Annotated in this window: 11 protein-coding genes; 3 read left to right on the top strand and 8 right to left on the bottom strand. The window is 63.3% G+C overall.

All coding sequences use genetic code 11. The features are described from left to right. Positions 1–33 precede the first annotated feature (33 nt). The gene (locus KAY22_RS06340; protein WP_296621292.1) at positions 34–924 is read left to right on the top strand and encodes an FkbM family methyltransferase; all 891 of its coding nucleotides are present in this window, start codon (positions 34–36) and stop codon (positions 922–924) included. A gap of 20 nt (positions 925–944) precedes the next feature. Here KAY22_RS06340 and KAY22_RS06345 read toward each other — a convergent pair whose 3' ends face one another. The 8 genes from KAY22_RS06345 to dapA all read right to left on the bottom strand — a co-directional run bounded on the left by KAY22_RS06345 (position 945) and on the right by dapA (position 9,765). Next, the gene (locus KAY22_RS06345; protein ID WP_296621294.1) at positions 945–1,571 is read right to left on the bottom strand and encodes a glutathione S-transferase; all 627 of its coding nucleotides are present in this window, start codon (positions 1,569–1,571) and stop codon (positions 945–947) included. A 37-nt stretch (positions 1,572–1,608) separates the two neighbouring features. Further along, positions 1,609–1,980 carry a VOC family protein gene (locus KAY22_RS06350; protein WP_296621296.1) on the bottom strand — a complete coding sequence of 124 codons (372 nt, stop codon included), beginning with the start codon at positions 1,978–1,980 and terminating at the stop codon, positions 1,609–1,611. Then, a complete protein-coding gene (gene recA / locus KAY22_RS06355) occupies positions 1,973–3,046 on the bottom strand; it encodes a recombinase RecA (protein ID WP_296621298.1) in 1,074 nt (357 codons plus the stop codon). The genes KAY22_RS06350 and recA overlap by 8 nt, the downstream gene beginning before the upstream one ends. Positions 3,047–3,155: 109 nt before the next feature. Then, on the bottom strand, positions 3,156–5,564 hold the full coding sequence (locus KAY22_RS06360) for an ATP-binding protein (protein WP_296621300.1): 2,409 nt from the start codon (positions 5,562–5,564) through the stop codon (positions 3,156–3,158). Between the two features lie 42 nt (positions 5,565–5,606). Continuing rightward, positions 5,607–7,628, bottom strand: coding sequence for a M13 family metallopeptidase (locus tag KAY22_RS06365; protein ID WP_296621303.1), 2,022 nt, complete (start codon positions 7,626–7,628; stop codon positions 5,607–5,609). Positions 7,629–7,693: 65 nt separating this feature from the next. Beyond that, positions 7,694–8,257, bottom strand: a complete 564-nt coding sequence (locus tag KAY22_RS06370) for a DUF2062 domain-containing protein (protein WP_296621305.1) — start codon at positions 8,255–8,257, stop codon at positions 7,694–7,696. A gap of 14 nt (positions 8,258–8,271) precedes the next feature. Then, positions 8,272–8,754 carry an SsrA-binding protein SmpB gene (smpB, locus tag KAY22_RS06375; protein ID WP_296621307.1) on the bottom strand — a complete coding sequence of 161 codons (483 nt, stop codon included), beginning with the start codon at positions 8,752–8,754 and terminating at the stop codon, positions 8,272–8,274. 135 nt (positions 8,755–8,889) lie between these two features. Beyond that, positions 8,890–9,765, bottom strand: a complete 876-nt coding sequence (dapA, locus tag KAY22_RS06380; RefSeq protein ID WP_296621310.1) for a 4-hydroxy-tetrahydrodipicolinate synthase — start codon at positions 9,763–9,765, stop codon at positions 8,890–8,892. 211 nt (positions 9,766–9,976) lie between these two features. Between dapA and KAY22_RS06385 the strand changes: the two genes are divergently transcribed. Together KAY22_RS06385 and KAY22_RS06390 are read left to right on the top strand one after the other, a co-directional pair. Further along, positions 9,977–11,860, top strand: coding sequence for a lytic transglycosylase domain-containing protein (locus tag KAY22_RS06385; protein ID WP_296621312.1), 1,884 nt, complete (start codon positions 9,977–9,979; stop codon positions 11,858–11,860). Positions 11,861–12,046: 186 nt separating this feature from the next. Next, positions 12,047–12,589, top strand: a 543-nt coding sequence (locus KAY22_RS06390) for a circularly permuted type 2 ATP-grasp protein (RefSeq protein ID WP_296621314.1), incomplete at its 3' end; no start/stop codon positions are given.

Below are 12,589 nucleotides of genomic sequence, written 5' to 3' on the forward strand. Positions count from 1 at the left end.
TGGCGGGCCATGCTACAAAGGGTGCGGAATTTCATGCGGCGGCGCGACGATGGAACGGCGGGACGCCTGAACATGCTGCTGTCCCTGACGAACGAGCGGCTCGCTTCGGAATTTCGGCCGACCGTGACCTATGTCGGCAACAACCGCGTGCTCGTCGGAACGCGCGTGGGCGACCGCACCATCGCCTATTATGTCGAGGCCGATGACCGGCTGCTCAGCCCCTGGTTCATCGTGACCGGCCAGTTCGAAACCGAGGTGACCAACTATCTGCTGCGCCACCTTCGCGCCGATAGCCACTGCCTCGATGTCGGGACCAATTTCGGCTATTATAGCTGCCTGATGGCGCGTTTCTGTCCGGTCGGACGCATATTGGGCGTCGAGGCCGATCGCCACATCGCCGAACTGGCACGCGACAATCTGTTCATAAACGGGTTCCACGAGATCGGCGAGGTCGTCTGGGCGGCGGCATGCGATCGCAACGAGGACATCACTCTCTACCGACGCATGTCGCGATCAGGGAATACGAGCATCGTCGATGTGGGCGAGAGCTTCACGACCCATATGGGCGAACAGCCGGTTCAGCCCTTCACCGTGCAGGGGCGAAAGATCGACGATCTGGCCGAGCGGCTCGGCGGTCGGGTCGACTTCATCAAGATCGACGTCGAGGGCGCCGAGCCGCTCGCGCTTCGCGGTGCGGCCAATGTCATCCGCGCCAATCGGGATTTGTCGATCGTCATGGAATGGTCGCCCGGACAAATCGCTGCTGCCGGATTCGACGTGGCGGAATTCGCCGACGAGATCGGGGCGCTCGGCTTGCAGGTCTTCATATTGGAACGGCATTCGGAGCGGCCGCTCGACATCTCCAAGCTCGCCAGCCTGCCCTATCAGGCTGCGATCATATTGAAGAGAGCGCAGAAACGATAGATCGGGCCGACCGCAAGAGATCAGGCATAGGCATAGGACCCACCCTTCTCCAGAGCCGCAGCATAAGCCGGGCGCTGATGAATCTTATCGAGCCACTCACAGATATTGGGGCGGCGGCCATCGAGCTTGAGCCGTTGACGCGCCGCTTCCAACGGGAAGCTCATCATGATGTCGGCGGCCGAGAAACTGTCGCCCGCGAACCAGCTGCGGCGGACGAGCTCGCTCTCGACATAGTCGATATGCGTCATCGCCATGCTGGTGACGATCTTCCGCGCCGGCCAACCAAAAGGGCCCATGCGGTCGATTACCAGCTTGAGCAGCAGCGGCGGCATCAGCGAACCCTCGGCATAGTCGAGGAAATAGCGCCAGCGCAGCGCGCCGTCGGCATCCTCTGGCGGACCCAGTTGGCCTTCGGCAAGCGCGACGAGATATTCGAGGATCGTGGCGGTCTCCGCCACGATGCGACCGTCATGTTCGACGACCGGCGATTTGCCCAGGGGATGAACGGCTTTGAGTTCCGAGGGCGCCAGCATCGTCTTGCGGTCGCGCTCGTAGCGCTTCACTTCATAGTCGAGACCAAGTTCCTCGAGCATCCAGAGAACCCTCTGGGATCGCGAATTTTCGAGATGGTGGACGATGATGGTCAAGGTTACGCTCCGGCGATGAAACCCGGCTCCGCCCCCGTCAGCCCGGCTCGTTCACATAGACCGCCATTTCGTTACCGGAAGGTTCGCGGAAGTGAAAGCGCCGTCCGCCCGGAAAGGCGAAGATCGGTCTCGTCACCACCCCGCCCGCCGCTTCGACGGCAGCGAGGCTGGCTTCGAGATCGTCGACCTCCACAATCGGCAGGGGGGCGGCCGGAGCATCATCGCCATGGCCGTTGAGTCCGAGATCGCTGGTGCCCCCTGCTCCTGCCGCAACGGTACCGGCATAAGCCGGCCCGAAGACGGTCAGAGACCAACCGAAGGCTGCCTCGAAGAACTGCCGGGTCGCGACGACGTCCGCCGTCGGGAGTTCGACATAGTTCAGCCGGGCGCCCGAACCGCTATCAGACATCGTCATCTTCGGACGGGCCGGCCATCAGCGCTTCGCCGACATCGTCGGCATTGCCGCGAATGGCGGCTTCGAGCTTCGCCGCGAGTTCAGGATTCTCGCGCAGATAATTCTTCGAATTCTCACGGCCCTGACCGATGCGGATCGAGTCGTAGCTGAACCAGGCACCCGACTTCTCGACCAGCCCGGCCTTGACGCCGAGATCGAGCAGTTCGCCGACCTTGGATACGCCCTCGCCATACATGATGTCGAATTCGACCTGCTTGAAAGGCGGTGCGACCTTGTTCTTGACCACCTTCACCCGGGTCGTGTTGCCGACGACGTCATCGCGGTCCTTGATCGCGCCGGTCCGGCGGATATCGAGACGCACCGATGCGTAGAACTTCAACGCATTGCCGCCCGTGGTCGTCTCCGGCGAACCATACATCACACCAATCTTCATGCGGATCTGGTTGATGAAGATTACGAGGCAGCGCGAACGACTGATCGAACCCGTGATCTTGCGCAGCGCCTGGCTCATCAGGCGCGCCTGCAGACCGACATGGCTGTCGCCCATTTCGCCTTCGATCTCGGCCCTGGGCACGAGCGCGGCAACCGAGTCGATCACCAGCACGTCGATCGCATTGGAGCGCACCAGCGTATCGGCAATCTCCAGCGCCTGCTCGCCCGTATCCGGCTGCGAGACGACCAACTCGTCGATATTGACCCCGAGCTTCTTCGCATAGACGGGATCGAGCGCATGTTCGGCGTCGATGAACGCGGCGGTGCCGCCCGTCTTCTGCGCTTCGGCGATCGCGTGGAGCGCGAGCGTGGTCTTTCCCGAGCTTTCCGGGCCGAAAATTTCGACGATGCGGCCTCGCGGAAGGCCGCCGATGCCCAGCGCGATATCGAGGCCGAGCGAACCGGTCGAAACCGCCTCGATCTGCATCGTCTCACGGCTGCCGAGCTTCATCGCCGAGCCCTTGCCGAAGGCGCGATCGATCTGCGCCAGCGCGGCTTCAAGGGCCTTCTGCCTGTCCATATTTGCTGCTTCCTTTTCGGATCCGATGAGCTTCAACTGCGCCGACATTGTGCGTTCTCCCCTCGTAGAGCGGGCCATCCGAAACCTCAAACTGGAAGTTACGTACCGCAGATGTTCCGATAGAACAAGAGGAGAACTTTCTTATTTTGTTCCGGTCTCAACCCCGCACATGATCCGCTAGTGCCTCACGCGCGGCCTGACAGATTTGCTGGACCGAGAAGGGCTTGGGCAGGAAGCCGATATTGTCGATGTCGATCGACTTGCGAAGCTGCTCCTCCGCATATCCGGACATGAAGATGATCGGCAGATCCGGCCGCTTCTCGCGTGCGGCACGCGCCATGGTCGGGCCGTCCATCGTCGGCATCACCACGTCGGAGATGACGAGGTCGATCTGTTGCATGCGGTCTTCGAGCACTTCAAGTCCCTCCTCCCCATTGGTTGCGGTGAGAATCTTGTAGCCTTGCCGGACCAGCGCCCGCTCGGCCACCGCACGCACCATCGCTTCGTCCTCGACGAGCAGGATCGTGCCGGTGCCCCACAATTCGGTACTGGCTTCCTTGACGATCGCCTTGGGCGCAACCGTGCCGGCGGGGGCCTGGTGTACTGGCAGATAGATCACGAAGCTCGTGCCCCGGCCCATCTCGCTCTCGGCGAAGATGAAACCACCCGTCTGCTTGACGATGCCGTATACCGTCGACAGCCCCAGGCCGGTTCCCTTCCCCACCTCCTTGGTCGTGAAGAAGGGTTCGAAGATCTTGTTGAGATTGTCGGTAGGGATGCCGGTGCCTGTGTCCGTCACGCGGAGCGCGGTATATTCGGTGACCGGCATGATCTCGATGCCCAATGCCCGGACGTCGGCCTGCGACACCGCATAGGTCTGGATCGACAGCGTGCCGCCCTCGGGCATCGCGTCCCTCGCATTGACCGCGAGGTTGACGATAACCTGTTCGAGCTGACCGGGGTCGGCACGGACGGTGCCGAGATTGCGTCCATGGCTGACCTCCAGCCTGATGGTCTCGCCCAGCAACCGCTTGAGCAGGTTGCTGATTTCGGAGATGATGTCGGGGATCTGCAATATCTGGGGACGCAGCGTCTGTTGGCGCGAGAAGGCCAGCAGCTGACGCGTCAGGGCGGCTGCGCGGTTGGAGTTCTGCTTGATCTGCTGGATGTCGTCATAATCGCTGTCGCCCGGAATGTGGCGCATCGACATCAGGTCGCAATGGCCGATGATGGCGGTGAGAATATTGTTGAAGTCGTGCGCGACGCCGCCGGCAAGCTGGCCGACCGCCTGCATCTTCATCGCCTGGGCGACCTGACGCTTGAGCTTCGACTCCTCGCTGTTGTCCTTCAGACTGAGCAGCACCGAAGCCGTCGCCCCCAACCCTTTGGCCGCGGCGATGGTCAGCGAGACATTCTCCTCGGACCGCTCCTTCAGGCGGACCGAAAGGTCGCTTGCCGAACCGCGCCCGGCGGAGAAGCGTCGCACCGCGTCCGAAACTGCCGCCTTGTCCTCTTCCACCACCAGATCGCTCGGATACACGACCGTGGCGTCAGGGCCGAGGCCGGCCGCCCGGCGGAAAGCCGAGTTCATGAACGCCACCCGCCCGTCGCGCTCCGCCAGCGCAAGGCCGATCGGCAACATGCCCAGAAGGGCGTGAAGATCGCCAGTCGCATAGCTACGATTGTCGCCCGATGCCGACGGATCGTCGAGCATGAGGAACAGCGTCGCCTTCATCGCCCCCTGGTCGCCCAAAGGAATCTGGATCAGCCGGATCGGCTCCGCCGAAAGCGGCTCGGCCGCAAGGCGGATGACATCTCCGTCGCTACGCAGCAGATCGGCGAACGCCCATCCCGACGAGGGCGCTTCGGCCGAACCCAGGGCGCGGCGAAGGAACACCTTGTTCGCGACCAGCCCGATGCCATTTCCGTCGACGAGCGCCGCCATCACGCCTGAACTGCCGACGCGACGCCCGACGTCGCTGGTCAGCATGCGCATCACGTCGCCGATCATGTCGAACCGCCCGGAGCGGCGGAAGCGCCAGACGAGATGATCGTCGGTGCTGCCCGCCCGGCGGACGACGACGTCGATCAATCCCCTGTCGCTCGACAGATTGGCGATGCGCGCGTCTCCGTCGCGCCGGGCAGCCACCGCGGCGGCCGCCAACTGCTTGCGGGCGTCCTCGCCCAGCGGCAGCGCCGGGGGCGTCGGCAGGCCGCCGAACCAGCTTTCGAACTGCCCGTTTGCGCAGATCAATTCGCCGCGTCCACCGGTCACGGCGATGCCCGCATCGGCATCCTCGACGATCCCGCGCAGCAAGGAGATGTCGACGTGGCGCATCGGGCGCACATGAATTTGCGATCGCAGCATCGCGACGAACAGAATCATGCCGATGCCCAGACAGAAGGCGAGCATGAACAGCCCGGCGATCATCAGATCGTCGGTTGCACCCCAGATCATTCCGGCCATGCCCAACGAAGCGACCGCCGTCAGCAACAGCAGCAGCGCGTTGAACATGAAGCGGCCGGTGCCGGGGGAAATCGGATTGACGGGGTACAAGGTCGACATGGCGCCTAGTTCCCCCGCCCCTCGCCTGCCGTCAAGCGGCGCTTACCAGATCCTGACGCGATCCTGAGGCGACAGATAGAGCCGCTCGCCCGGTTGCACCTTGTAGGCCGAATAGAAGGGATCGAGGTTGCGGACCACCCAGGCGCGCTGGATCGACGGCGAATGCGGGTCGGTCAGCAGCCGCTGTCGCAAATTGGCCTCGCGATAGCTGCGCCGCCAGACCTGCGCCCAGCCGAGGTAGAAGCGCTGGTCGCCGGTATAGCCGTCGATCACTGGAGCGGGCTTGCCGCCGAGCGACATCATATAGGCCTCATGCGCCACCGTCAGCCCGGCGAGATCGGCAATATTCTCACCCTGAGTCAGCGCACCCTGCACGTGGAGGCCGGGCAAGGGCTCGTAGGCGTCATATTGCTTGACGATCCGGTCGGTCAGCGCCGCGAATTTCTTGACATCCTCCTCGGTCCACCAGTCCGACAGACGTCCGTGCATGTCGTATTTGGCCCCCTGGTCATCGAAATGATGACTGATCTCATGACCGATGACCGCGCCGATCCCGCCATAGTTGACCGCAGGATCGGCGTTGGGGTCGAAGAAAGGCGGCTGCAGGATAGCCGCCGGGAAGACGATCTCGTTCATCCCGAAATTGGCGTAAGCGTTGATCTCCATCGGCGTCATATGCCACTCGGTCCGATCGATCGGTTTGCCGAGCTTGTCGAGATTATGCTGCCATTCGAAGGCGTTGCCGCGCATCGCATTGCCGACGAGGTCGCTGCGATCGATCTTGAGGGCCGAATAGTCGCGCCACTTGCTCGGATAGCCGATCTTCGGGGTAAAGGCGGTCAGCTTGGCGCGCGCCTTCACCTTGGTGTCAGGCGACATCCAGCTGAGCGCGTCGATCCGGCGGCCCATGGCTGCAATCACGTTTCGGACCAGTTCGTCGGCTGCGGCCTTGGTCTCGGGCGTGAAGTGCAGCTTCACATATTCCTGCCCCAGATCCTCGCCCACGAGGTTCTTGACGAGGGTCACGCCACGCTTCCAGCGGTCGCTGTTCTCCGGGGTCCCCGAAAGCACCGTCTGGTTGAAACCAAATTCGGCCTCGACGAACGGCTTTGACAGATAGGGCGCATAGGCGTTGAGCGCGGCGACGAGCAGATAATCCTTGAGTACGCCAAGCGGAGCCGCCTCGATGGCCTTGGCGGTGCCAGCAAAGGCGCTGGGCTGGCCAACGAGAAATTGTTGCTGCTGGTCGAGGCCCGCAGCCTTCAAATAGTCCCCCCAGTCGAAGCCACCGGCCTTCGCGTCGAAATCCGCGCGGCTCCACTTGTTATAGGTTTTGGTGCTGTCCCTTGAGTCGACCTTGGTCCAGTGGATCTGCGCGAGCCCGGTCTCGAAGGCGACGATGCGCGCGGCGCGCTCATCCGCCTGTTGCTCCCCGGCAAGGGTCAGCAGACGAGCAAGATAGGCCTTATATTCATTTCGCGTCTTGGCCAGTGCCGCGTCGTCCTTCAGATAATAATCGCGGTCGGGCATCCCGAGCCCGCCCTGCCGCAAGATGGCGATGTAGGCATCGGGGTTCTTGTCATCCTGGTCGACATAGACGGCGAAGGGCGACGATATTCCCTGACGAACGAGATCGCCCATCTTCGCGGCGACGGCGGCCTTGTCAGGCAAGGCGGCGATCGATTCGAGCATGGGCTTGAGCGGGGCGATGCCGGCCGTCTCGATCGCCTTCTCGTCCATGAAGCTGGCGTAAAGATCGCCTATCCGCGAGCCCGGCTGCTCCGCCGCCTTGTCCAGTATCGCGCGACTGCGGCTCATCGAAAGTTCGTCGAGCACCGTGAACATGCCGAAGTTCGAACGGTCCGCCGGAATTGGCGTATTCTTCGCCCATCCGCCATTGGCGAAGGCGTAGAAATCGTCACCGGGCTTGACTGTCTTGTCCATGCCCTGGGTGTCGAAGCCGAAGCTGCCATAGGCCGGCTTGCCGCCATCTGCCGCGCACGCGACATGAGGAACCCCTGCCAGCATGGAGCCGGCGACGAGCGCGATTGCAAAGCTTTTCATGAAATCCTCGGTGTATGATCTGACTATGACGGAGTGCTTACCATCAAGAGTGTCAGGATCAAACCTCAGGACAGGGCTTCTTCCCGGCCACGCTCGCGCTGCTTCCATTTGCGCGCGACCCACGCGGTCCAGATGCACCCCGACAGCAGATAGCCGATGGCCGCCGTCACGACCGATATGACGAACAGGCCAGTCACCAGCGCCGGCGCCGCCGACGAGGCGAGCCACGCGAACCAGTCGGCCAAGGTCGCGCCCTGATTGATCATCACCATCACCGTTCCGACATCGGCCGAGGAATTAACGAAGCGGTTGCCGATGACGATCGACAGATAGAGGATGAAGGGCGTCGTCGCAGGATTGCTCAGGAAGGTCATGGCAACGGCGATCGGAACATTTGCGCGGCACGGCAGCGCCAGCAGCGCCGCCCCGATGATCTGCAGACCGGGAATCATCAGGAAGATGCCTACGATGAGGCCCAGCGCAACGCCACGCGGAACCGAACGCCGGGTAAAGCGCCACAGCGACGGCTCCAGAACGCGATGCGCAAATGGCCGTAGCCAGCGCACCTGCTCTAGCGATTCCCTCGTCGGCGCGTTCTTTCGCCACCAATGGCCGATCCGGTCGAACATGCCCCCGACCGCCCCTAGCCGCGATCGCGCAGCAGGCGCTGCTGCTCGCGCTTCCAGTCGCGTGCCTTCTCGGTGTCGCGCTTGTCGTGGAGCTTCTTGCCCTTGGCCAGTGCCAGCTCGACCTTCGCCCGGCCGCGACCGTTGAAATAGATCGACAGCGGGATCAGCGTCATGCCCTCACGCGAAACGGCGTTGCGCATCTTCTCGATCTCGCGCTCGTGCAGCAGCAATTTGCGCGGACGCTTGGGCTCATGGTTGAAGCGATTGCCATGGCTGAACTCGGGCACGTTCGAGTTGACCAGCCAGACCTGACCGTCCTTCACCTCGGCGTAGCTTTCCGCGATCGATCCCTCGCCGAAGCGAAGCGATTTGACCTCGGTGCCCGTCAGCGCGATGCCCGCCTCGAAAAACTCGTCGAGAAAATAGTCGAAGCGCGCCCGCCGATTATCGGCGACCACCTTCTTCTTCTCGAACTCCACAGGACGCGGTCGGGCCATAAATCTCATTCCACCCGCGGACGCGGGCCTTATCGAGGACGATGACAACTCCGACCGGAAGCGGTCGGGCGCGTCATCATGATTAAGTAGGCATACGAAGCCCAGCCGCAAGCTGTTCCCGAAGACGCCCCGACCTTACAGTGCGCCCGCGTGCCGCAGTGCCGCATCGACCGCTGACCGGCTCGCCTCGGACGGCCAGGTCATCGGCATCCGCAGTTCGGCCGGGAAGTCCGGATACGTAACGCTCAGCGCATATTTGACCGGGCCCGGCGATGCATCGGTGAATAGAGCGGCGTGCAGCGGGAACAGCTTGTCCTGCAGTGCGAGGGCATCCTTCCAGCGGTCTTCCAGGCAGGCCGCCTGGAACTGCGCGCACAGGCCCGGCAGCACGTTGGCGGTGACCGAGATGCAGCCCCGGCCGCCCATCGCCATGAAGCCAAGCGCCATATCGTCATTGCCCGACAGCTGGCAGAAATCGGGGCCGCAATGCAGCCGCTGTGCAGAAACCCGTTCGACCTTCCCGCTGGCATCCTTGATCCCTACGATACCGGGTAGCTCGGATAATTTTCCGAGCGTTTCCGGCATGATGTCGGTCACGGTACGGGCAGGAACGTTGTAGACCACGATTGGCAGGCTGCAATGCTCCGCCAGATAGCGATAATGGAGAAGGATGCCGTCCTGGTTGGGGCGGTTATAATAAGGCAGCACGACCAGCGCCGCATCGGCGCCGGCGGCCTGCGCCGACTTCATATGTTCGAGCGCGACCAGCGTATCGTTCGATCCGCAACCCGCGATCACCGGAACGCGGCCCTTGGCCTGCTCGATACAGACGCGAACGACGTGGTTATGCTCCTCGATCGACATCGTCGCGCTCTCGCCGGTCGTACCGCACGGCACCAGCGCGCTCGATCCTTCCGCGATCTGCCAGTCGACGAAGGTCCGAAAGAGCTTCTCGTCGAACGTCCCGTCGCGAAATGGCGTCACCAAGGCTGGAATCGACCCGCTGAACATCACGCACTCCCTTCACCTCGGCATCCGCAATGGCCATAGTAGCCCGATGACGTCCGTCCGAGAAACGACAGCGCCCCATAGGTTCGCGCCCCCTCCCCTGTCCAGACGCTCACGCCGCCTTTTTCTGAGCGTCGCGCTGTTGGTCTCTACCGCAGCGATTGCTGCGACGATCGTGCCTCAGCCAGCGCCGCCGCCTTCGACGTCGTCGCCGGTGCAGAGCGCTCCCGCCTGGCGCGACGATGTCCTGCAAGGCGTGATCGCCGAATGGCGCCGTTTGCAACAGAGCGATTCCCTGCCGTTCCGCGACTATGCGGCCTTTCTGATGGCGCATCCCGGATGGCCGGGCGAAAGCGCCATGCGGCGCGCGGCAGAACGCCGCATCGATGCCGGCGGGTTCGACGCCGCCTATCTGATCAACTTCTTCACGCGTTTCCCGCCGCTCACCGCTGCCGGCCAGACGCGCTTCGCCGAGGCGCTCGCGACGACCGGCCGCATGGCAGAGGCACGGCGCAATGCCGCCGCCGCTTGGGTCACCAAGGGCCTGACGCAGGACGACGAGGCACGGCTGACCGCCCGTTTCGGTGCGACCATGACGGTGGCCGATCATGACCGCCGCATGGAGCGCCTGCTGCTCGATCGCGCGACGACACCTGCGGCACGACAACTCGCCAACACCTCGCCGGCTCGCCGACCGCTTTATTCCGCGCGCCTTGCGCTCGTCCGGCAAGACGCCGACGTGCAGGCGCAGATCGATGCCGCCGGTGACGCTGTGAACCACGATCCGGGCTTCATGATCGAGCGGGCGCGCTATCTGCGGGACAGGGGCGACAGCATGGCGGCGCGAATCTGGCTCGCCCAGTCGCGCAACCTCACGGCCGCTCCGTTCGACACGGCCTACTTCCTCGACAATCTGCTGAGCTTCGCCCAGGCGGCCCGCGCCGACAGCCAGTTCGATCTCGCACTCGCCATCGCCAAGCACGCCGAACAGGCCTTCCCGCCCGGCACGCGCATCCGCGACCGCCCCTTCGCTGAGCGCGACGACTATACCAGCCTGATGTGGCTGGCCGGCACCGTCGCGATGGAAAAGCTCGGTCGCTTCGACGACGCGGTGACGATGTTCGATCGCTACTCGCGCGCGGCGCAGACCCCCGGTACGCAGACCAAGGGCTGGTACTGGGCAGGCCGCGCGGCCGAACGCGGGGGCAAGCCCGATTGGGCACGCAGCTACCTCGCCCAGGCTGCGGTTCATGTCGATCAATTCTACGGCCAGCTCGCGACCGAACGGCTCGGCCGAGACATCGCGCTGCCGCCGGAGCCTCCGAAGGCGGCGGTATCCGATCAGGCGCGCGCCAGCTTCGAGGCGAGCGAAGTCGTTCGCGCCGCGCGTCTCTTGGGCCGCGCGGGGGAGTGGAAGGATCAGACCCAGTTCATCCGCCTGATCGCCAACAATGCCTCGAGCGATGCCGACCATATCCTTGCGGGCGAACTCGCCCGGTCGATCGGACGGCCCGATCTCGGGGTCATGGTTTCGCGCAATGCGCGTACCAGCGGCACACCCGACCCGCTGCGGATCGGCTTTCCCGAAGTTCCGGTTCCCGAGGCGATGCGCAGTCACTGGACCCTGATCCACGCCATAGGGCGCCAGGAAAGCCAGTTCGACCGCGAGGCCACCAGCAGGACCGGAGCGCGCGGCATCATGCAGTTGATGCCGGCGACCGCGCGCGAGCAGGCAGGGCGTATGGGGCTGCCTTATGACCCGGCCAAGCTGGGCGAAGTCGGCTACAACGTCACGATCGGCTCGGCTTTCTTCGATCGCATGCTCAATTATTATGGCGGCAATTATGTGCTGGCAATCGCCAGCTACAATGCGGGGCCGGGCAATGTGAACAAGTTCATCCGTGCCAATGGCGACCCGCGCCTGCCGGGCGTCGATGTCGTCGACTGGATCGAAGCTATCCCCTTCGCGGAAACGCGGGGATATGTGCAGAAAGTGCTCGAAAATGCGGTCGTCTACGACCTGCTTAACCCGGCGCGGGCGCGAGGCTCCAACCGGAACCGCCTCTCGACCTATCTCGGCAAGGTGAAACCGGGCTGATCAGCCCTGTCCCGATCTCTTTTTCGTTCGACCAAGTCGTTGAGGGAACTGGCAGAATATCCGCTGCGTTGACCGCGCACGCGGGGGCTGGAAACACGCCGTATCCATGAAGCCGCAAAACCTCTTGTGCGTCGCAACAAAGCGATGCACCATCCACCTGTTCGATGCGAACAATAACGGAGCTGTATGGCAGGGACAGGCGCTTTCGACGAGATCCGCGGCACTCCGGGCGACCCGGCAGGACGACCCGAGTTCGCGGAATTATTGCAATGGATAGAGGATACGCCGTCTAGCGAACTCGATCGAAGACAGAAGGCCGCCGAAGCCGCCTTTCGACAACTTGGGATTACCTTTGCCGTCTATGGGGAAGATGAATCGGCCGAGCGCATCATTCCCTTCGACATCGTCCCGCGCATCTTCACCGCCCACGAATGGGCCAATCTTTCCGAAGGCCTCGTCCAGCGCGTCGAGGCGATCAACGCCTTCCTCGCCGACATTTACGGCCCCCGAAAGATCCTCGCCGACAAGGTCGTTCCCGAGGAACTGATCCTTTCCAACCCGCAATTCCGTCCGATGCTCGCCGGAGCCAAGCCGCCACATGGCGTGTTCGCCCATATCTGTGGCATCGATCTGGTGCGCACCGGGCCCGACGATTTCTGGGTGCTCGAGGACAATGCACGCACACCCTCGGGCGTGTCCTATATGCTCGAAAATCGCGAAGCGATGCTG

The organism is Rhizorhabdus sp. (genome assembly GCF_018006725.1).
Classification (GTDB): domain Bacteria; phylum Pseudomonadota; class Alphaproteobacteria; order Sphingomonadales; family Sphingomonadaceae; genus Rhizorhabdus.